Origin of the sequence: Croceitalea rosinachiae (assembly GCF_031846445.1) — a bacterium.
Lineage (GTDB): Bacteria > Bacteroidota > Bacteroidia > Flavobacteriales > Flavobacteriaceae > Croceitalea > Croceitalea rosinachiae.
Map to the genome: position 1 here is coordinate 1,326,782 of NZ_JAVRHR010000001.1, position 20,816 is coordinate 1,347,597.

Below are 20,816 nucleotides of genomic sequence, written 5' to 3' on the forward strand. Positions count from 1 at the left end.
AATTCGTTCACTACCTTAGATTTTCTAAATTTCTAAAATTTGGGACTTAACCTAGAGCAAATACCACACCTTAAAACGCTTTCTAAAGAAAAGTTTATTCGAGATTATTTCAAGCCGCAAAAGCCCGTAGTAATTGAGCGATTTATTGAAGATTGGCCTGCGTATTCAAAATGGAGTTTGGATTATATGAAAGAGATTGCAGGCGACAAGGAAGTTCCATTGTATGATGATCGCCCTGTCGCTCATGATGAAGGTTTTAATGAACCACATGCCAAAATGAAAATGGCGGATTACGTGGACTTACTAAAAAGTAAGCCTACTAAGTTTCGGATTTTTTTATGGAATGTCTTAAAAGAAATTCCGCAACTGCAAAAGGATTATAATTACCCAGACTTCGGACTAAGTTTAATGAAGGGGTTGCCAATGTTATTTTTTGGAGGTAAAGGTTCGCATACCTTTATGCATTATGATATAGATTTGGCCAATATTTTCCATTTTCATTTTGAAGGAGAAAAAGAATGTATTCTCTTTCCGCAGTCTGAAACAAAGTACTTGTATAAAATTCCACATTCATTAATAGTACGAGAAGATATTGATTTTTCAAATCCTGATTTGAACAAATGGCCAGCTTTAAAACTTGCTAAAGGTTATAGCACCAAATTGAAACATGGTAATGTTATTTATATTCCAGAAGGGTATTGGCATCATATGAGATATATTACTCCTGGTTTTTCAATGAGTTTACGGGCAATTGCCAGAAAACCAAAGAATTTTGGAAAAGCGGTTTATAACTTAATTATCATGCGCTATTTTGACAATATGATGCGCAGGATTAAAGGTCAAAAGTGGATTGATTGGAAGAATGAAAGGGCAATTATCAAAACCAATAGAAACTTGAGCTTTGAAGGCTCTAATATTAATTTAGCAGATGAGCAGACGGTTGAGGTCTAAGTATTTGGAATAAGTTCTCGGAGTTTCCTATAAACCAAATCACTTTCCCAGCCCCTGTATAACAAATAATCTGCAAGCTTCTTTCTTTTTTTTTGAATGTCGGATTCCGTTAGTTGAGCTAGTCTTTTTTTTGCAAGAACATCTAAAGTGTCATCATAAGTTTGTGTGTCAATTTCTTTTAGTGCGGTGGCTATATTGAACCTTGAGATTTGACGAAGTTTCAATTCATTTATGATGCGATTTTTACCCCATTTTTTAATATTGAACTTTCCTCTGGCAAAACTTTTGGCGAAACGCTCTTCATTTAAATAGTTTTTTTGGATTAAATGGATGACAATCTGATCTATAGCCTCGGGAATCATTCGCATCCCTTTTAATTTATCTATAACCTCTTTATGGCAACGGTCTTGATAGGCACAGTACCTTTCCAACTTTTTTGTGGCTTCTATTATGGAATAGGCTTTTGAATGCATGGGAGATTATTTTAAATAGGCAATTAGAATCCCTATCAGAACCATAACGCCAACTATAACTATTAAGGAGACAGCCGACATGATGTTAAAGAGAATCAGCTTTAAAAATGACATGCCTACGTTTAACCGGAATAGTTTTCCAAAAATATAGGCGTGAATAAACCAAATGGCCAGGGTGGTAAGGGAATATACCATGGGGTGGGTAATTAGGCTTAGATAAAAGAAAACGATAGCAAAAATGAAACCGGTACCTTGAACGAAAGCATTGAAAACTAGATGTTCCGCATAATTAAAGGTTTTGCGATAAATGGTATAAGTAAATATGGAATACAAGGGAATGAGTAGTAGAGTAACAATATTAAAATATTTCAGAATTTCTGCCTGTACTTTATCAACACGATCTAAGTCTAAATCTTTCACCCCCATTCCGTTATAGCGCTCAACCAAGCGTATGTTGAATGCTTCTAGATTACCCATGAATTGGTCCAAAAAAAAAGTAAAGGTTAATAGGGTCAAAGTCGCCCCTATTATTAAGAAAGTAAAAGGATGTACGTACCTTTTTCGCACTCCAGAAACATAATCCTCAAGAACGATATGAGGTTTTAGTACCAAAGAACGAAGGGTATAAAAATACTTATTATCCCAGCCAAATACGGTTTCGGCCGCATCAGACAGTATGCGTTTTAAAGTAATTCGGTTGTATACGATCTTGGCTCCACAATTGCTGCAATACCTATCGTCTTTTCGAAGCTTCTCATTACAGTTTTTACAAGTCTTAGGCTTGGTTTCCATGCTGGTAAAGTACAAAATATCAAAGGATATAAAACAAAAAAGCGACCCCAGTAATGGAGTCGCTTTTTATCATTTTAAAGTCTTGCCCTCTTTGTCTTTGAATCTATATTCTAAATACGTATAGGCATCTCTAGGCTGAATTTTAACCCATTTTTTATATTCCAAAAACCATTTTTGACGAATGGATGGAGCTCCCTTGGTCAAATAAGCTGCTATAAAAGGATGTATGTTCAATACAATACTCTTATTCTTATTTGGTCCTTTTATGATTCGCTCCAAATCAAAATTGATTTTATCAAGTAAAACTATTGGTGCTTCAACTTCTGCACCAGAACCATTGGGGTTCTCTTCACTTGTTTTGATATTCATCTCCGGGCGAACCCTTTGTCGGGTAATCTGCACCAAACCAAACTTACTTGGAGGTAAGATTTTGTGTTTCGCTCGATCATCCTTCATCTCATTCCTAAGATGGTCAAATAGTTTACGACGATGATCACCCCGTGTCATATCAATAAAGTCAATTACTATAATACCCCCCATGTCACGTAAACGTAATTGCCTGGCAATCTCAGCAGCTGCAAGCATGTTTACTTCTAATGCAGTGTCTTCTTGATTTTTAGCTTTATTGGAGCGGTTACCACTATTTACATCAATTACATGCAAAGCTTCGGTATGTTCAATAACAAGATAAGCGCCCTTGCTCATTGTGGCAGTTTTGCCGAATGAGGTTTTTATTTGTCGTTCAATTCCGAATTTTTCAAATATAGGGGCAGAACCATTGTATTGCTTCACAATAGATTCCTTTTGTGGAGCTATTTCGTGCACATAGTCTTTGATATTGTTATAAAGCTCTTCGTCATCAACATGAATTCCGGTAAAGGAGTCGTTGAAAACATCCCTTAAAATGGAAGAGGCCCTGTTGAGCTCTACCAATACTTTTGATGGGTGTTCGGCTTTATGCAAAGTCTTGCACATTGCTGTCCATTTATTCAGCAAGTTTTGGAGATCTTTGTCAAGCTCTGCGACTTTTTTGCCTTCCGCTACAGTACGAATTATAACCCCAAATCCTTTTGGTTTTATACTTTTTACAAGTCTTTTGAGCCTACTTTTTTCTTCATTGCTTTCAATTTTTTGAGAAACTGAAACGCGATCAGAAAAAGGTACCATAACCAAGTAACGTCCAGCTATTGAAAGCTCAGAGCTTATTCTTGGTCCTTTGGTTGAGATAGGTTCTTTTACTATTTGTACTAATAACGATTGATTGGCTTTGATAACTTCGTTTATCGAGCCATTCTTATCAATATCTTTTTCAAATGGAAAATCTTTTAAGGAAAAATCTCTGAGTTTTCCTGTTCTTGCTTGCTTAATGAACTTTAGCATAGAAGCTAGCTGTGGGCCAAGGTCATGATAATGCAGAAAAGCATCTTTCTCATAACCAACATTTACGAAGGCTGCATTTAGGCCCGTAACGGGTTTTCTGATTTTGGCGAGGAAAATATCCCCTACCGAAAAGCTATTGTTATCCTCTTCTTTGTGAAGTTCAATAAGTTTTCCATCTTTTAATAAGGCAAAATCGACGGCTTCAGAACTAGACCTTACGATTAATTCTCTATTCACCTGTTTCGATTTTTATCCGTTTCTTTAATTAGAAAGCGGATTGATTAAACATATATATTGTTCGGTCACTCGACCGATCAAGTACTAATTTTTATAAACCGTAATGTCAAAGAACGTATTAAAATGAAAAAGTAGTCGGCTGACTACTTTTTCTTGTGTCGGTTAGCTCTACGGCGCTTTTTACGCTTGTGAGTAGCTACCTTATGTCTTTTTCTCTTTTTTCCACTCGGCATATTTGCGTTGCTTTTTCGTTAGTAAATTATTTTACCTGTACGTTACTTTTTACTCCCTCTACAAAAACCTTAGCAGGCTTAAATGCAGGAATATTGTGCGCAGGAATTTTGATGGTTGTATTCTTTGAAATATTTCTTCCCGTCTTTTCAGCTCTTGTTTTGATAATAAAGCTGCCAAAACCTCTTAAATAAACATTATCACCATTCTCTAAGGACGTTTTTACCTCCTCCATAAAAGATTCTACAGTTGCTTGTACGTCTCCTTTTTCAATACCCAGTTTTTCTGAGATTTTAGATACAATATCCGCTTTCGTCATTTCGTATTTATATTTTCGTTTTTTTTAGGCTTGCAAATATATAAATGTTTTGCATAAAGCCCTAAATTTTAAGTATATAAACTGTTTCTTTAACCCGATAGTATTTTCCTTCATGGTTTTTTCTGAAAAAATTTTAACGTGGTATGCTGAAAATAAGAGAGTTCTTCCATGGAGGCGCACAAAAAATCCATATAACATTTGGTTGTCTGAAGTTATGTTACAGCAAACCAGAGTAGCTCAAGGGTTACCGTACTATGAGAAGTTCATTAAAGAATTTCCTACAGTAAAGGATATGGCAGCGGCAAGCGAAGAAAAAGTACTTAAACTATGGCAGGGGCTGGGTTATTATTCTCGTGCGCGCAATATGCACGCTACTGCGAAAATTGTTGTGAACGAGTTTGACGGGAAGTTTCCGAGTACTTATAAAGAGCTTATTAAGCTTAGGGGGATTGGTGATTACACGGCAAGCGCTATTGCATCTATTTGTTTTGATGAACCTGAGCCCGTGGTTGATGGTAATGTGTATCGTGTGTTATCTAGATACTTCGGTATTGATCTTCCCATTAACTCATCTGAAGGAGTAAAGTATTTCAAAAATTTAGCATGGGAGGTAATGCATACGAACATTCGAGACTATAATCAGGGCATTATGGAGTTTGGTGCCATACAATGCGCCCCAAAAAAACCATATTGCTTACATTGCCCTTTAAGCGAGGGTTGTGTTGCTTTGGCTAAAAACAAAGTACATGAACTACCGGTTAAATTGAAAAAGACCAAGGTCAAGCAAAAATATTTCAACTATTTGGTGGTAATCGATTCAAATAAAAATACCATTTTAGAGCAACGTACTGGAAAAGGAATTTGGCAAAACCTTTATCAGTTTCCTTTAATAGAAACTGACACTCAGGTTGGCCTTGATGTGATTAAGGTAAAAGTAGCCAAAGTGTTTTCTAGTTTAAAGGGCTTTGAAATTTCTGAGTTTAATGAAAAACCTATTATTCATAAACTCTCACACCAGCACTTACATACCAAATTTTGGATTGTGCAGAGCAATGATATGTTATCCAACGGAATTTCAAATGATACTCTTGAGCAGTATCCCGTTCCAGTTTTAATTGCAGATTTCATTAGAAGTTTTAAATTTTAGTACTTTTGATTTACTATGAGTGGAACAGTAAATAAAGTGATGCTGATTGGGCATTTGGGAGATGAAGTTAAAATGCACTATTTTGAGGGTGGAGGTTGTATTGGTAGGTTTCCTATCGCAACTAATGAGACCTATACGAATAAACAGACCGGTGAAAAAGTAACCAATACGGACTGGCATAATGTTATTGTAAGAAATAAGGCTGCCGAAATTTGTGAGAAGTATTTAAATAAAGGCGATAAGGTATATGTAGAAGGGCGATTGAAGAACAGACAGTGGCAAGGGGAGGATGGAAATACACGTTATTCTACCGAAGTACATGTGCAAGACTTTACCTTTTTGACAAATAAAAATGAAGCAGGCACCAATGTTTCGACAGGTCAATCTAGTCAACAAGCAGTGCAAAAACCGTCGGTGCCCCCTCAAGACACAACGCCTGTTGCCAATACGGAACAGGATGATGATTTACCTTTTTAAGCATCAAAATTAAATAGTAAGGCATTGGACCCTGACCCCTTTAGTCTATCGTTGACTATACTTGCATTTAATGGAATTTTTATCGTAAAAGTGCTAGTACTAGTAGTGCTTTTGATTTGTTCGGCCTTGATTTCTGGCGCTGAAGTGGCACTTTTTGGGATTTCGCAAACCAATTTGAACCAAATTGAAGAAGAAGATACAGTAAAAGGTAAGCTGATAATAAAATTGTTAGCTAAACCTAAAAAGCTTTTAGCTACAATATTGATTGCCAATAATGCCATTAATATTGGCATTGTTTTACTGTTCAGTTCTATTGGCGACACTTTGTTTTCTTCAATTGACCAGACAATTTTTGGAGTAGTTTCAGTTAGATTTGTTCTTGAAGTGGTAGTTGCAACATTCTTAATTTTGATGTTTGGTGAGATCCTTCCTAAAATCTATGCGAACCGAAATCGAGTTCAATTTTCCCATTTTATGGTACTACCGCTTCGAATTTTAGATATGATTTTCACTCCGTTAAGTTTACCCATGCGATCAGCGACCCTTTTTTTACAGGAAAAGCTTGGAAGACAGAAATCGAATTTTGGAGTGGATCATTTATCACAAGCTTTAGAATTGACTTCAGAAGGTGATACTACTAAGGAAGAGCAAAAAATATTAGAGGGTATAGTATCATTTGGTAATACTGATACGAAACAGGTCATGAGACCTCGTATTGATATTTTTGCCTTGAATGAAGAGATGAAATTCCCTGAAGTTATTCAAGAAATTAAAAAGAATGGATACTCTAGAATACCTGTTTTTTCTGAGAGTATGGATAATGTGCTTGGAGTGCTGTACGTTAAAGACTTATTGTCATACATAGATAGAAGATCATTTAACTGGATGTCCTTGATTCGTGAGCCATATTTTGTGCCAGAGAACAAGAAGTTAGATGATTTGTTATTGGAGTTTCAAGAGCAGAAAAAACACCTTGCCATTGTAGTAGATGAATATGGCGGTACCTCGGGTATTGTAACATTGGAAGATGTTATTGAAGAAATTGTAGGTGATATTAGTGATGAATTTGATGATGAGGACCTAATTTTTTCGAAGTTAGATGACCAGACATATGTTTTTGAAGGAAAAACCACACTTAAGGACTTTTACCGAGTTATAAAATTGGAGGATGAAGAAGAATTTGAAAACAATAAAGGAGAATCTGAAACTATTGCCGGATTTGTGTTAGAAATCTCAGGAAGTTTCCCCAAAAGAGGAGAAAAAGTGATTTTCAATGATTTCGTATTTACGGTGGAAAGTCTTGATAAAAAACGTTTAAAACAAATTAAAGTAAAACTGCCCCATGAAGTATAGTGTAATCATTTTATTTTTGTTCTTTGTGTTCGTGGGCTGTAAAGATGAGGTATTACCCAAGCCAAAAGCCATGTTGCGACTTGATTTTCCTAATGCTAATTATAATCAATCAGTCACTAAAAATTTTGTTTTTGATCTCAATCAAACTGCTATACTTAAAAGACAAAATGATAATGGCTATACGATTGATTACCCATTAATGAAAGGGTCAATTTATTTAACGTATAAATCAGTTAATACTAATTTGGAAACTCTTTTAACAGATGCACAAAAATTGTCTTACGAACATGCGGTAAAAGCAGATAATATTGTAGAACAGCCTTTTATTAATGAAGACAAAAAGGTTTATGGAATGTTTTATGAAATAACAGGTAATGCTGCTTCACAATCTCAATTTTATGCAACTGATAGTCTTAATCATTTTGTGACTGGGTCGCTTTACTTTTATGCTAGGCCAAATTATGACTCGATTCTACCAGCGGCAGTGTATTTGCAAAACGATATTCGTAAGATTATGGAAAGTTTAGAGTGGAAAAATTAAACTATTGACTTAAAAGAGCTTCGGCCTTTTCAATACTAGAATTAATCTGCTCTTTTAGAGCATTAACTTTTTCTTGCTCCTCATTCAACCATTCCAGCTTTTGGTCAGTTAATTCTTTGCCATTTAATATTTCATCAGAATCAAAGCGATCGCCAAAGTCCATCATCCAATCCATCATAGACTTGTTCGCATCTTGCAAGTCTTTCATAGAAGTTTCGTATTGCATACCGGTTTCGGTAGTATCAACTTTTGCCTTTAATTCGGCAACAAGCTTAGAAAGTGTTCCCATTTTAGGCATCACTTCGTCATGAACCATCATTACTTGTTCCATCTGAGATGGACCCTCTTTGACATCTTTTTTGTCTTTACAAGAAAGCAAAAAGCATACTACCAGCACATAAATAAGTATTCTCATTTTTTTGATTTTGTATTTATAAAATTAAAAAACAAAGATGAATTAAAAACCCGATTTTCGCATTTCAATTAGAAAGATTTTGAACGAACAAAATAGAAAATGGATTTACCTTTTTGTACTATCGATCATCTGGGGTACATCTTATATCCTTATTAAAAAAGGGTTGGAAGGTTTTACTCCAATTCAATTAGGTTCAGCACGAATAATTATTGCAGGTTTCTTTCTTTTTTTGATAGGATTTAAATCTTTAAGATTAATAACAAAAGAGGAGTGGAAATGGGTGGCCATATCAGGTTTTATTGGAAGCTTTTTTCCCATGTTTTTGTTTGCGTATGCTGAAACTGAAATTGATAGTAGTATTGCCGCAATTTTAAATTCATTGGTTCCCCTATTTACTTTGTTTGTAGGACTCTTTGCGTTCGGAGTCTCATTTACAAAAAACCAGCTTATTGGGGTCTTGGTTGGATTATTAGGAGCTGGATTTTTAATTTTCTTCGGTAAAGGAGTAAATCCAAATCATAACTATTGGTATGCTGGTTTTGTAATAGTTGCCACCATTTGCTATGCTTGTAACGCGAACATTATTAAAAGCAAGTTGCAAAATGTTACCCCAATGGGTATAGCCGTTGGCAATTTCGCCTCCATAATTGTTCCAGCGCTGGTAGTCTTGCCTTTTTCCGGATTTTTTAGTACCGAAGTCACCTCGGGTGATTTCTTTTGGAGCTCTTTGGGATATATAGTCGTTTTATGTGTTATTGGTACTTGTATTGCCAAAGTGATGTTCAATAGATTGGTTCAAATATCATCTGCTGTATTTTCCGTTTCCGTTACCTATCTCATTCCCATAGTTGGAATTTTTTGGGGTGTTTTAGATGAGGAAAAATTCACTATTCAACAACTATTGGCCTCTTTGCTAATTTTGCTGGGAGTGTATTTGGTCAATAAAAAAGTGAAGCTCAAAGCTTCATAATGGCACTTATGTTTAAAAGAGTGGGCCTATTAACAGTATCGTGTTAAATATTTTTTTATCTTAAATGTCCACTATAAAATATTGGATATGAATAATTTAACACTGCCTATTCGATTTGGGTTGGTTACTGCGGCCGTTCTTATTGCCTATTTTTTAATTCTGGCTTTGTTGGGCAAGCACACCAATGTTTTCTTTAGTCTTTTTAATGGAATTATTACTGGATTCGGAATATATGAAACCCTGAAATACACAAAAATTAAAGAAGGAAGTAAATTTAGTTATGGTAGTGGCTTTAAAGCAGGGATTACCACTGGCGTGGTCGCAACAATACTTTTCACCATATTTTTTGCACTTTATGCAACAGAACTGAATAGTTCTTTTTTAGGAGAATTGTCAGAAGTTTGGGCAAAAGATTACACAAATTTTGAGGGAATAGTCTTTTTTACCGTAGCCATAATGGGCATAGCTACTTCGATTGTATTAACCTTAACATTCATGCAACTTTTTAAGTCGTCAAACAACCTAAAAAAATAATTGTTTTGAAATGGCCAAAAAGTTCTTGTAGATTAAGGATTTAGCAGTATATTTGCACCCGCTATTTGAGAAAATGGCAGTTGTAAATAATCTAATTAAATCATTATGTACGCAATTGTAGAGATGGCAGGGCAGCAGTTTAAAGTTGCAAAAGACCAAAAAGTGTACGTTCACCGTTTACAGACAGAAGAAGGCAAAAAGGTTACTTTTGACAAAGTACTTCTTTTAGATGATAATGGTAGCGTTACTATTGGCGCCCCGGTCATAGACGGTGCGGCTGTTGAAGCCAAAGTCGTTAAGCACCTTAGAGGTGATAAAGTAATCGTCTTTCATAAGAAAAGACGTAAAGGTTACAGAAAAAAGAATGGTCATAGACAGTCTTTGACTGAAATTGTTGTGGAAAGCATTGTAGCCAAGGGCGCTAAGAAAGCTTCTCCAGCGAAGGCAAAAGCTGAAGCTCCAAAAAAAGAAGCTGCTCCGAAGAAAGAGGCAGCTCCAAAATCAGCCCCAGCAATAAAAAAGGAAGCTGCTCCAAAAGCAACAGAAGATTTTAGTAAAAAAACCGTTGCTGAATTAAAAGATTTGGCTAAAGCGGCTGGTATTACTGGAATTTCATCAATGAAAAAAGCAGAGCTTATTGAAGCTTTGAAAAAATAAAATAAGAACTAAAACTTTATATCATGGCACATAAAAAAGGTGTAGGTAGTTCAAAAAACGGTAGAGAATCAGAATCGAAACGATTAGGTGTTAAGATTTTTGGTGGTCAAGCAGCTATTGCTGGTAACATTCTAGTTAGACAGAGAGGTACTAAACACAATCCTGGTGAGAATGTTTATGCTGGTAAAGATCATACATTACATGCCAAAGTTGATGGTATTGTAAAGTTTGAAAAGAAAGTTGGTGGAAAATCTTATGTTTCCATTGAGCCTTTTAAGGCATAATAGCTTACCTCTTAAAGTATATAAACCCTCGTCATTTGACGAGGGTTTTTGTTTTTTAATGTTTTGATAACCTATTGATAATATAATTTTACTTTTAAAAGTTGTCCTTAAGCCTTTCTATTACATTTTAATATGCAATTGAAATATTTAGGACTGACAAGCTTTTTTCTTTATTCATTAATCTTTCCCTTAAATTCAATAGCTCAAGATAGTAATGAAGAATTGCCTTATGTCCGTAAGACAGATTCTACATTTTTTATTCTAAAGTCTAAACTTGTAGAAGCTAAAAGGGAATCTTCTAGCACAAAAATCCTTCTAAGCTATCTTAATCTTGGAGAATTTTATCATTATTCTGGAGTGTATTCTGAAGCAATTGACCAATATAATAAGGGGTTGAAACTTGTTGAATCTAAAGAAAGAGATACATTTTATGTGATATTCAAGAACAATATTGGCAAAGTGCATTTTTCTTTAAAGAAGTTTGACATGGCTATTAAATCCTTTGAAGAAGGAATCAATTCAGCTAATAATCTAAACTACTTAAGAGGTCAAGCTGTTTCAAAAGGATTGTTAGGCGCATGTTTTGAGAAAAAAGCAGAATATCAAAAAGCCTTGAAATTCCAAAAAGAAAGTTTAATTCTGTTTGAGAAACTTAACGATCAAAATGGTTTAGCCGCAGTTAATGAAAATATCGGCAGTATTTATGAAGATTTAGACAACTACGAACAATCACATAAATATTTTCTTAAATCTTACAATCATTTTAAAAATCGGAATAATAAAGAAGAAGCCAATGTGCTGAATAACCTCGGAGATGTATTTAGAAAGAGCGGAAATTTGGAAGAAGCATTTTTTTTCACAGAAAAGGCATTAGCAATAGCTCAAAAAATTAAAGATTACCATCAGTTAGAAAGTGCTCATAAGGATTTGTCGAAAACTTATGCCAAATATGGAGATTATAAAAAAGCGCATGAATATTTATTAAAGTCAGAAGAGTTCAATGATGAATTGCTTAAGGTTCAGAACACAAATCAGGTCAATGTGCTTCAAACTGTTTATGAAACCAATAAAAAAGAAGCACAGATACAACTTTTAAAAGAGCAAAATAAAGTAAGTAAAGCAAATCAAAAGTTATTATGGATTACTCTATTTGCCGTAATGGTAGTTTTAGGCTTTTTATATCATTATAGCAGTAGAAAACGAAAAGCTGAGCGAAAAATACAGGGGTATAAACAAAGGATGCTCAAGGCTGAACTTGATAAAAAGGCAATTGAAGAAGAAAACCTTCAAGATGAAATCAAATTAAAAACTGCTGCTTTATCGCGATATAGCTTGCATTTATCCCAGAAAAATAAAATTTTATTTGATTTATCGAAAACGCTGCGAAATATTGCTTCACGAAAGCATATGGATACCGGTCATAAAATAAAGGAATTGGTCAAAGAAATTGATTTTAATCTACAACAAGAGAAGGAATGGGATGAGTTCACTAATTTTTTCAAAGAAATCCACCCCGATTTCATTAAAAAACTATCAGCCTTATCACAAAGTAATCTTTCGCCAGCAGAAATGCGTTTGGGTATGTTATTGCGTTTAAATCTATCCTCAAAAGAAATATCGTCAATATTAAGGGTGACCCCAGATAGTGTTAGAGTAGCACGATACCGACTCAGAAAAAAATTGCGAATTGACCAGAAGAAAGAATTAGTAAATTTTATGGTCGAACTCTAATTTTATGCCCTAATTTTTTGCAATTGTTATTGCAATGTAAAATTAGTGTAATTGTTGCCTTCTTGTTTACTGTTAAAACCAGTTTTGTTTCCCTTTTGTTTCCTTTAAAATTAACTTCTAACGAATTGATAATTATAGTTTTGAGTCAAACTAATTTTAAAACTAAAATGAAATCAATCAACTTATTAAAACCTCTTTTTGTAACGCTGTTTTTAATCCTCGGCTTTACAACGCTAAAAGCTCAAACTGGCAATATTCAAGGTACGATATCAGATGAAAATGGTATTTATGTGCCAGGTGCCAGTGTTTTTATTTCCTCAATTTCAAAAGGGGCAATAACAGATTTTGATGGTCGCTTCACTATTGTATCCGTTCCAGAAAGTACATATACTTTAGAAATCTCCTATCTAGGATATGCTACTATAGAACAAGAAGTAACGGTCAGCTCAGGAGAAACATTTGTGGTTGATATTACGCTTAATCCTGAAAGTGTGGCATTGGAGGGAGTTGAGGTTTCAGCCTATGGAATAAGCGGAACAGCAAAGGCATTGAATACCCAAAAAACTAATTTGAACATTACCAATGTGGTTTCCACAGATCAAATTGGTAAATTTCCTGATGCAAATATTGGAGATGCTGTAAAGCGGATTCCTGGTATAACCATGCAAGTAGATCAAGGGGAGGCACGTAATATTATTGTACGCGGTCTTTCCCCACAACTAAATTCAGTTACTTTAAATGGCAGTAGAATTCCTTCTGCAGAAGGAGATAACAGAAATATTCAGATGGATTTAATTCCTTCTGACATGATTCAAACCATTGAAGTAAATAAAGCAGTAACACCAGACATGGATGCTGATGCTCTTGGCGGATCTGTTAATTTAGTTACCAGAACAGCACCCCAAGGTTTTAGGCTTTCGGCTACTGCTGGTTCTGGAATTAACTTTATTACGGACCGAAGAATCTTAAATGGATCTTTTTTAGTTGGTGACCGCACTAAAGATAGAAAATTCGGCTGGATGGTTTCTGCATCTGTTAATGACAATGACTTTGGTTCTGATAATGTAGAAGCGGAATGGACTGATGAATTTGAATTCAATACAGGAGCACAAGACGTTGATGGTGAAGACATAATTGATGAAGTTGATGTAGATCCTTACACTAACGTAACTGAACAACGCACCTATTTGGTACAGCGTATTCGTAGAAGTTTTGCCGCCAATTTTGATTATAATTTTAACGCGGATAATACTATTTATTTGAAGACCATGTACAATTGGCGTGATGATCGTGAAAACCGTTTTGTGCTGGCTCAAGAAATATTGGATGCTGAGGATATTGGTATAGATGATTTTACCATTACCAACGGGGTGCCGACGCGTTTTCCTGCTGAAATTGCTCGCGAGACCAAGGGTGGGCTTGATAGCGACCGAATTCAAAATAGACGTTTGGAAGATCAACGTATGCAGAATTACACTCTTGGTGGAAATCACTTGTTTGGCAGTTTAAAAATGAATTGGATGGCTGCTTATGCCAAAGCCTCCGAAGAACGGTTAGATGAGCGTTATGCGCAATATGTAGCAGAGTATTCCGTATTGAATAACAACACTGACCCAGAATTTCCAATAATGACCGCAGAAAATGCCTCTGATGCTGATGATTTGGGCAGTTTTGAATTTGATGAAATCACCAATGAAACTCAGTATACTGAAGAAGAAGACATCAATTTTTTCTTGAATTTTGAGTTGCCAACGGACTTTTTTGGCAATGGCGATGGTATCGTTAAGTTTGGGGCCAGAGGTCGTTTTAAGAAGAAATTCAGGGACAACAACTTTTTTGAATTTGATTTGGAAGATCAATTTCCAACCTTGGCCGATGTTCCTGCTAAAAGTTATACTGACCCCGATTATTTAGCAGGTAGTCAATACGAAGCGGGTCTATACCCCGATGAAGTTTGGCTAGGGGGTCTTGATTTGAATGACAATGCAGGTGATTCGGTACCTGATGAATTTTTAAGGGATAATTTTAACGTAGAAGAAAATGTTTGGGCTGCTTATGCCATGACCAACCAAAAGCTTTCCGATAAGCTGAGTCTCTTAGCTGGTCTTAGAATAGAAAACACAAACATTACTGCAACAGGTAATCAAATTGAAGATGAAGAGAATGTAGTAGGCGAAATCACAGAAGAGAGCTCTTATACTAATATACTTCCAGGGGTTCACTTAAAATACGACTTTTCAAGCAACACTATTTTACGTTTTGCTTGGACAAATACTTTGGCACGGCCAAATTATGTGGATTTAACTCCATTTTTAGATGTGGTGAACGGTGATGATGAAATTTTTATTGGAAACCCTGAACTAGACCCAACAACATCAATGAACTTTGATTTGATGGCAGAACATTATTTTAAAAGCGTTGGGATAATATCTGGAGGGTTGTTTTATAAAGACATAACTGATTTTGTATATACTTTTATTTCGGAAACCCCAGACAATTCTTTCGGTCCCGATACTGAAGGTTTTGATTTGTTTCAACCTTTGAATGGAGATTCTGCAACAATTTTCGGAGCAGAATTTGCTTTTCAAAGACAATTGGATTTTCTGCCAGGCTTTGCAAAAAACTTTAGCATTTACTTGAACTATACATATTTGACATCAAGTGCCAACGGCATACGTAACGAAGATGGAGATGAGCGAACCGACCTAGATTTGCCAAATACGGCTCCAAATATGTTCAATGGTTCTTTAGGCTATGCAGACAAGAAATTTAGTGCAAGATTGTCTGCTAATTTCTCTGATTCTTATATTGATGAAATAGGTGGCAATGACTTTGAAGATAGGTATTACGATACACAATTCTTCCTAGATTTTAATGCTAGCTATGCCATAAATAATAAATTAAGGTTGTATGCCGATTTAAATAATATAACCAATCAGCCTTTACGTTATTTTCAGGGAATCAGTGAAAGAACACAGCAAGTTGAATTTTATAGTTTACGTTTTACTTTTGGCTTGAAATACGATTTATTTAGAAAGTAGCCGATCACAATACTGTCTTTAAGGCCGCCTTTGGGCGGCTTTTGTCTTAAAATTATAAAAGATGACCAGAACAAAATATAGCTTAATTTTAATTTTTATAGCTGCCTTAGCATCATGCACTTCAAAAAGTACACTGCCGCCAATTGCACCAGATGTCATTACTGAATTTACGTTAAACGATACCGATGACCCTGCCATATGGGTTAACCCTGAAGATGCATCTAAAAGCATCATTTTTGGTACGGATAAAGAAACCAATGGAGCGATTTATGCTTTTGATTTAAAGGGGAAAATTATTGAAGAAAAAACCATTAGAAATATCCAACGACCCAATAATGTGGATATAGAATACGGATTTCGACTTACAGACTCTACAAGCACTGATATTCTAGTTTTTACAGAAAGGGAAAAGCAGCAGATTAGAATGTTCTCGATACCAGAAATGAAACCATTGGATAAAGGAGGTTTTGCGGTTTTTGAAGATGCCAGGGCGTTTGGACATAACCTGCCTATGGGCATTGGCTTATATAAATCTCCTAAAGACTCGACCATTTATGCCATTGTTGGTAGGAAGACAGGGCCTCAAAATGGATATTTATATCAATATGCATTGCAATCAGATAGCTTAGGTATACAAACCAAGTTAGTACGAAAATTTGGCTCGTTTAGTGGACAAAAAGAAATTGAGGCTATTGCCGTAGATGACGAAGAAGGCTTTGTCTATTATTCTGATGAAGGAGTTTGTATCAAGAAGTATTATGCAGAACCAAGTAAAGGAGATATGGAAATCTCTTGTTTTGGTGGCGAACATTTCTTAGAAGATATTGAAGGTATTGCCATAGCCAATTACTCCAACGGAGAAGGCTATCTCATTGTTTCCAACCAACAAAAAGGAGAGTTCAATATTTTTTCGAGAAGAGACAATACTTTTGTAAAAGCGGTAAACTTATCCACATCTGAAACTGACGGTTGTGAGGTAGTCACCATTCCTTTAAACGATACTTTTTCAAACGGACTTTTTGTGGCAATGAACGATGAAAAGAACTTTTATTTTTATGATTTAAATAAACTGGGTCTAACGGATCACTAACCGACAACTCACAAAGCGTATCTAGTTTTCTCAACTGTTTTTAGAATTAGAACGCTTCTGCAAAGAGTTTTTGCAAACTCGTCCAAGATTTTTTATCGGCATCGGCATCATAAGCCAATGGCATTTCAAACTTCTCTCCATTGGCATCAGCTTCTTTGCTCGTAAAACTATGTTTTACACCAGGGTAGGCAATATATTCATAACTAGCCCCAATAGAGTCCATGGCTGTTTTAAAAGAGATTACAGATTCTGGGTTTATGAAAGGGTCTTCCGCACCATTGCATACTAAAACCTTAGCCTTAAGCTTATCATTTGGCATTACAGGAAGTTGGACCCCACTGTGAAATGCCGCTACAGCATCTAAATCTGCTCCAGAATTGGCCATGGTCAATACGACGCTTCCCCCAAAACAATAGCCAATGGCTCCAATTTTTTCAATGTCTACAGAGGCATGGGACTTTAACAAATTCAAAGCCGCATCAAAACGAGCAGTAGCTTCCGGTAAATTGGTCATCACACTCATAGCGAATTTTCCTGCATCATCTGGATGATCGGCCTGTTTGCCATCACCGTACATATCCACTGCGATTGCGGTATATCCGAGTTCAGCTAGCATATCAGCACGTTGCCGTACATAATCATTGTGCCCCCACCATTCATGAACAATCAGAATGCCAGGTCGCTTTCCTTCTGCGTTCGAGTCATAGGCGATATATCCCTTGAGGTTCGTGGAATCAGTGGCATATGTCACCTCTTCTCCTATGATCTTAACGGGAAGTTCTTTGGAAGTTTCATTGGCTTCGGATGTCTTTGCTGTTTTAGGCTTACAGGATGCGATGCTCACTAAGCCTGCAATAATCAATAATAGGGCTGTAATTTTTTTCATTTTTGCTACGCTTTGGTATTTCTAAAGATAATCAATCTTACCTAGTACAAAGGGTTTTACCTCTTCTTTAATCTTTTCTTGAATAGATTAAGTTCAATGACTATTAGCATAGCTCATATGAGATTACTGCGATTCCGTTAATTGAATCATTACTCTCCCAAAATATCCTTTATAATCTTTAAATGGTGTTTGGTGTGAATGGCAAGAAACCGTCTTGTTTGATCTCTATCTAGCTTGTTAAAAACCGGATGGTCAAAATAGGCATTCTTATCAAAGGAGTTTAATTGGGTGATGTTCTGTTTTGCTTCTTGAAGCTGTATATAAATACTGTCGGTCACAATCACTTGGGGTGGTCTTACATTTTGCGGTGATTGTGCTGCTCCTCTAGGTATCATTCCCGAGGTATGCACTACAACTTGTTGGATACTGAAACCATAGACATACTCTTCAGGATTTGATTTTTCAACCGCTTCGCTGATTCTGTTTATAGTTTTGAGCATATGGTCTAAATGCCACGCTACATCAGCTTGTGAAACTGCCGTATTCTTTGAATCTCTTTTCGAGATATAGTTTTCAATTTCAGCGAGTTCATCATCCAAAAAATCAGGATTTGACTCTCGATTGTTGAACAAATACGCACCTATAAATACTAGAACGATAATCAGTAACCCTAATCCGACTTTTTTCATAATGTTATATGGTTTTCCAGCCCCACCAAATAAAAGTAGGCCTCAATTGCTTTTTTCTATTTATACTAAAGGTGGTGCTCCTTAATTTTTTATCTTTTTCTTGAAAATTTTTATCCTCTTTTTTCATGATTGCTGTCTTTTGATTGCTACTAGTTTGACGTTTAGAACTGAAATTTGTAACCAAAATCTGGGAAGAAACCTATTTGATCTACCTGATCCACTTGATTGGTCAAACGGTTGTAACGTCTTACAAAAACATTTTCATTGGCGGTAACATTTTGGAAGTCAAAATAAAGTTGATGAGATCTTTTTTTGTTTTTGCTATTGATTTTGATTCCAAACTTGACATCCCATCTAAGGTAATCATCGTATTGTTGGCTAAACGCCTCATCTTCTCTTAGGATTTCAAAACCAGCTTCTTGTGAAGCTAATAGGTCAACGGGTGTAAAATAGCGCCCTCCCGAAGTAGTGACTCGTGTGTCGAAAAAGAGTACGTTGTTGCCGGTTTTCCCTATTTTAAACTCTTTGCCAGCGAGCAAGTTGACCACATAGCCATTATTAAAAGGGCTATTACGTTCTATACCATCACTACCCTCATACTTGCTTTCGAAAAACGAGCCAGTCAATAGTCCGTAATAGCTATTGCTAAAGAATTTTTCTAGAGTGAACTCTATGCCTTGATTAAACCCAGCTCCATTATTTACCAAAGAAACCCGGTCATTATCAAATATAAAATCTGCACCTTCGATTAATGTAGAATAGCTACTTGGTGTAGACTCTACAGCGGCATTTTCAATATCTTGGCGATATACTTCTACTTTGCCGCGCCATGCATTACCAAGTTTCACATCATAACCCAGAACATAATGGGTGCTCTCCACAAAGTCTAGCTCTCTATTGGTCTGTATCAATTCACCGTTCACATTTTCATTTAAGAAAAGCAATGGCAAAGGAATGTTTTGATAGTGGAGGCCATAACCTAAGTTAATTGAATGGTTGGGCAAAATAATATAGTTGAGTGCAGCTCTCGGCCCAAGGGCAAACTGTTTGTTCAACGTACTGTATTGTGAATGTAGACCGGCATTTAAAGTCAAATCTTCTGTTATTCTAAACTGCCCTTGAATATAAGGCTGCAGAAGACTCAAATTTTCATCCGTATCTCTAAAAGTTACTAAATCCGGGTCTCCATCGCCATTAGTATCTGCTTGCTCATTTCTGTCTAGCAATAGACTTTCAATATTATAGTTTTCAATTAGAATACCAGTTCTATAACTGAATTTGCTACTAACTTTTGAATTGAACAAAGTAGATAAGGCAAATCGGACTTCTGTATTGTCAGCTTCTGTATATCTAATTACGCGTTCTTGTGGAGTGTCTTTTTGAATAAAGCGATCTGCCAAGAAATTATTGCCCGAGTAGGACCCTGAAATGATAGTGCGCAAATATGAATTATCATTGAGGCTAAGATTGTATTTTAGTCCCATCACACCGAATTGAGATTCTACAAAGGTGTTTTCATCTGCAGCCGCGAATAAATCATCTTCGTTAATATCATCTCCTAAAAATTCAATGTCGGAGTTGCCTATAATTCCAAAAATGGATAGACTTCCATTGTTGACTTTTCCGAAATCTATATTAAAGGAAACGTCATTATAATTTGGGGTAGCGGCCGTACCACCGGCACCAACCCCCAATAAGCCGACTAAAGAATATCTTGCTGCTATCAAAAAAGAACCTTTATTCTCGCCTAAGGGCCCCTCTGCCATTGCTTCAACACCAGTAAAGATTCCGGTTTGTAAGGTATATTCGTAATCATCAACATTCCCTTTTCTAAAACCAAGGTCAAAAACACCGCCAATAGCATTACCGTACTCAGCAGGGAAGGCTGAGGTTATGAAATCTGAATTTTTTAAAAGATTGGGATTTAAAGCTGAAACCGGACCACCAGTGGTGCCTAAAGTAGAATAATGATTGGGGCTTGGTATGGGCACTCCTTCTAAACGCCAAAGCAGACCGGTAGGGGAGTTTCCACGAATTACAATATCGTTTCTACTATCATCTGGTGATGAAACACCAGCAAAATTTGCCGCCAACCTGCCTACATCGCTTCGCCCTCCAGAAAAACGGGTGACTTCTTCAACACCGAACTGTCGAGCAGAAACCGTAGCCAATTTATTTAGTGCACGATCTTGGTTTGCATTGTTTGTAAGTACAACTTCATCCAATTGATTAAAAGATTCCAATAAGGCTACTGTAATAAAAACATCTTTACCAGTAGTGACTTCAATATTGGGAATTGTAGTACTCTCATAACCAATATAACTGATTTGAATGGCCTTTCTTCCAAGTGGTACATCTGTCATAGTGAACCTACCATCAAAATCGGTAATGACCCCGGTGGCAACTTCTATATTTAATAATTCAATCGTAGCCCCTTCTAAAGGTTGTTCGGATTGTTTGTCCAGTACAATTCCCTTTATAATTCCTGTTTGGGCTGTTGTTGTCAATCCTATTAAAGCAAAAAACACAAAGACAATTCCTTTCATGATGATTTTTTTGATTTACTCAAAGATGGATTGTCTCTTTATATAATCAATGGCTATCCAATTTGTATTGCT

The 20,816-nt window shown here is 36.0% G+C and carries 20 protein-coding genes; 12 read left to right on the forward strand and 8 right to left on the reverse strand.

What is annotated here, in order from left to right; genetic code table 11:
* Window positions 1-39 precede the first annotated feature (39 nt).
* Window positions 40-951, forward strand: coding sequence for a cupin-like domain-containing protein (locus tag RM706_RS06015; protein ID WP_311350126.1), 912 nt, complete (start codon window positions 40-42; stop codon window positions 949-951).
* On the opposite strand, the gene RM706_RS06020 is transcribed toward RM706_RS06015, so the two are convergent.
* From RM706_RS06020 to RM706_RS06035, 4 genes are all read right to left on the reverse strand, one after another.
* On the reverse strand, window positions 948-1,424 hold the full coding sequence (locus RM706_RS06020; RefSeq protein WP_311350127.1) for a regulatory protein RecX: 477 nt from the start codon (window positions 1,422-1,424) through the stop codon (window positions 948-950). The two genes, RM706_RS06015 and RM706_RS06020, sit on opposite strands and share 4 nt — an antisense overlap.
* A gap of 6 nt (window positions 1,425-1,430) precedes the next feature.
* Window positions 1,431-2,216, reverse strand: coding sequence for a DUF3667 domain-containing protein (locus tag RM706_RS06025; protein ID WP_311350128.1), 786 nt, complete (start codon window positions 2,214-2,216; stop codon window positions 1,431-1,433).
* Window positions 2,217-2,285: 69 nt separating this feature from the next.
* Window positions 2,286-3,833: an Rne/Rng family ribonuclease gene (locus tag RM706_RS06030; protein WP_311350129.1), complete on the reverse strand. Its 1,548-nt coding sequence runs from the start codon at window positions 3,831-3,833 to the stop codon at window positions 2,286-2,288.
* A 259-nt stretch (window positions 3,834-4,092) separates the two neighbouring features.
* Window positions 4,093-4,383, reverse strand: a complete 291-nt coding sequence (locus tag RM706_RS06035) for an HU family DNA-binding protein (protein ID WP_010516435.1) — start codon at window positions 4,381-4,383, stop codon at window positions 4,093-4,095.
* A gap of 112 nt (window positions 4,384-4,495) precedes the next feature.
* Here RM706_RS06035 and mutY point away from each other — a divergent pair, with 112 nt between their 5' ends.
* From mutY to gldD, 4 genes are read left to right on the forward strand one after another with little or no spacing between them, the layout of a single operon-like run.
* Window positions 4,496-5,530 (forward strand): A/G-specific adenine glycosylase, encoded by a 1,035-nt coding sequence (gene mutY, locus RM706_RS06040; RefSeq protein WP_311350130.1) that lies wholly within the window; start codon window positions 4,496-4,498, stop codon window positions 5,528-5,530.
* 15 nt (window positions 5,531-5,545) lie between these two features.
* Complete coding sequence (locus tag RM706_RS06045; protein WP_311350131.1) at window positions 5,546-6,007, forward strand: single-stranded DNA-binding protein; 462 nt, start codon at window positions 5,546-5,548, stop codon at window positions 6,005-6,007.
* Window positions 6,008-6,031: 24 nt separating this feature from the next.
* A complete protein-coding gene (locus RM706_RS06050; protein WP_311350132.1) occupies window positions 6,032-7,360 on the forward strand; it encodes a gliding motility-associated protein GldE in 1,329 nt (442 codons plus the stop codon).
* Entirely contained in the window at window positions 7,350-7,901 is a 552-nt protein-coding gene (gldD, locus tag RM706_RS06055) for a gliding motility lipoprotein GldD (RefSeq protein ID WP_311350133.1), read from the forward strand. The genes RM706_RS06050 and gldD overlap by 11 nt, the downstream gene beginning before the upstream one ends.
* A gap of 1 nt (window position 7,902) precedes the next feature.
* Here the strand turns inward: gldD and RM706_RS06060 are convergent, their stop codons facing one another.
* Window positions 7,903-8,316 (reverse strand): hypothetical protein, encoded by a 414-nt coding sequence (locus RM706_RS06060; protein WP_311350134.1) that lies wholly within the window; start codon window positions 8,314-8,316, stop codon window positions 7,903-7,905.
* Between the two features lie 79 nt (window positions 8,317-8,395).
* Between RM706_RS06060 and RM706_RS06065 the strand changes: the two genes are divergently transcribed.
* The 7 genes from RM706_RS06065 (at window position 8,396) to RM706_RS06095 (ending at window position 16,623) form a co-directional block, all read left to right on the forward strand.
* Complete coding sequence (locus tag RM706_RS06065) at window positions 8,396-9,286, forward strand: DMT family transporter (RefSeq protein ID WP_311350135.1); 891 nt, start codon at window positions 8,396-8,398, stop codon at window positions 9,284-9,286.
* An 87-nt stretch (window positions 9,287-9,373) separates the two neighbouring features.
* Window positions 9,374-9,820: a DUF4199 domain-containing protein gene (locus RM706_RS06070; RefSeq protein WP_311350136.1), complete on the forward strand. Its 447-nt coding sequence runs from the start codon at window positions 9,374-9,376 to the stop codon at window positions 9,818-9,820.
* A 105-nt stretch (window positions 9,821-9,925) separates the two neighbouring features.
* A complete protein-coding gene (rplU, locus tag RM706_RS06075; RefSeq protein ID WP_311350137.1) occupies window positions 9,926-10,477 on the forward strand; it encodes a 50S ribosomal protein L21 in 552 nt (183 codons plus the stop codon).
* Between the two features lie 23 nt (window positions 10,478-10,500).
* Window positions 10,501-10,761: a 50S ribosomal protein L27 gene (rpmA, locus tag RM706_RS06080; protein WP_311350138.1), complete on the forward strand. Its 261-nt coding sequence runs from the start codon at window positions 10,501-10,503 to the stop codon at window positions 10,759-10,761.
* A gap of 132 nt (window positions 10,762-10,893) precedes the next feature.
* Window positions 10,894-12,492, forward strand: a complete 1,599-nt coding sequence (locus RM706_RS06085; protein WP_311350139.1) for a tetratricopeptide repeat protein — start codon at window positions 10,894-10,896, stop codon at window positions 12,490-12,492.
* 167 nt (window positions 12,493-12,659) lie between these two features.
* A complete protein-coding gene (locus tag RM706_RS06090) occupies window positions 12,660-15,533 on the forward strand; it encodes a TonB-dependent receptor (protein ID WP_311350140.1) in 2,874 nt (957 codons plus the stop codon).
* 61 nt (window positions 15,534-15,594) lie between these two features.
* On the forward strand, window positions 15,595-16,623 hold the full coding sequence (locus RM706_RS06095) for a phytase (protein ID WP_311350141.1): 1,029 nt from the start codon (window positions 15,595-15,597) through the stop codon (window positions 16,621-16,623).
* 46 nt (window positions 16,624-16,669) lie between these two features.
* On the opposite strand, the gene RM706_RS06100 is transcribed toward RM706_RS06095, so the two are convergent.
* From RM706_RS06100 to RM706_RS06110, 3 genes are all read right to left on the reverse strand, one after another.
* Window positions 16,670-17,509, reverse strand: a complete 840-nt coding sequence (locus tag RM706_RS06100; RefSeq protein WP_311350142.1) for a dienelactone hydrolase family protein — start codon at window positions 17,507-17,509, stop codon at window positions 16,670-16,672.
* Window positions 17,510-17,658: 149 nt separating this feature from the next.
* Window positions 17,659-18,198, reverse strand: a complete 540-nt coding sequence (locus RM706_RS06105) for a DUF1569 domain-containing protein (protein WP_311350143.1) — start codon at window positions 18,196-18,198, stop codon at window positions 17,659-17,661.
* A 161-nt stretch (window positions 18,199-18,359) separates the two neighbouring features.
* Window positions 18,360-20,744: a TonB-dependent receptor gene (locus RM706_RS06110; RefSeq protein WP_311350144.1), complete on the reverse strand. Its 2,385-nt coding sequence runs from the start codon at window positions 20,742-20,744 to the stop codon at window positions 18,360-18,362.
* Window positions 20,745-20,816: the final 72 nt, after the last annotated feature.

Excerpts from the sequence above, each read along its gene's own strand:
- RM706_RS06035 (WP_010516435.1), bottom strand. The coding sequence starts at position 4,383 with ATGACGAAAGCGGATATTGTATCTAAAATCTCAGAAAAACTGGGTATT.
- mutY (WP_311350130.1), top strand. The coding sequence starts at position 4,496 with ATGGTTTTTTCTGAAAAAATTTTAACGTGGTATGCTGAAAATAAGAGA.
- RM706_RS06100 (WP_311350142.1), bottom strand. The coding sequence starts at position 17,509 with ATGAAAAAAATTACAGCCCTATTATTGATTATTGCAGGCTTAGTGAGC.
- RM706_RS06045 (WP_311350131.1), top strand. The coding sequence starts at position 5,546 with ATGAGTGGAACAGTAAATAAAGTGATGCTGATTGGGCATTTGGGAGAT.
- RM706_RS06090 (WP_311350140.1), top strand. The coding sequence starts at position 12,660 with ATGAAATCAATCAACTTATTAAAACCTCTTTTTGTAACGCTGTTTTTA.
- RM706_RS06060 (WP_311350134.1), bottom strand. The coding sequence starts at position 8,316 with ATGAGAATACTTATTTATGTGCTGGTAGTATGCTTTTTGCTTTCTTGT.
- RM706_RS06095 (WP_311350141.1), top strand. The coding sequence starts at position 15,595 with ATGACCAGAACAAAATATAGCTTAATTTTAATTTTTATAGCTGCCTTA.
- RM706_RS06085 (WP_311350139.1), top strand. The coding sequence starts at position 10,894 with ATGCAATTGAAATATTTAGGACTGACAAGCTTTTTTCTTTATTCATTA.
- rpmA (WP_311350138.1), top strand. The coding sequence starts at position 10,501 with ATGGCACATAAAAAAGGTGTAGGTAGTTCAAAAAACGGTAGAGAATCA.
- RM706_RS06070 (WP_311350136.1), top strand. The coding sequence starts at position 9,374 with ATGAATAATTTAACACTGCCTATTCGATTTGGGTTGGTTACTGCGGCC.
- rplU (WP_311350137.1), top strand. The coding sequence starts at position 9,926 with ATGTACGCAATTGTAGAGATGGCAGGGCAGCAGTTTAAAGTTGCAAAA.
- RM706_RS06110 (WP_311350144.1), bottom strand. The coding sequence starts at position 20,744 with ATGAAAGGAATTGTCTTTGTGTTTTTTGCTTTAATAGGATTGACAACA.
- RM706_RS06025 (WP_311350128.1), bottom strand. The coding sequence starts at position 2,216 with ATGGAAACCAAGCCTAAGACTTGTAAAAACTGTAATGAGAAGCTTCGA.
- RM706_RS06020 (WP_311350127.1), bottom strand. The coding sequence starts at position 1,424 with ATGCATTCAAAAGCCTATTCCATAATAGAAGCCACAAAAAAGTTGGAA.
- RM706_RS06105 (WP_311350143.1), bottom strand. The coding sequence starts at position 18,198 with ATGAAAAAAGTCGGATTAGGGTTACTGATTATCGTTCTAGTATTTATA.
- gldD (WP_311350133.1), top strand. The coding sequence starts at position 7,350 with ATGAAGTATAGTGTAATCATTTTATTTTTGTTCTTTGTGTTCGTGGGC.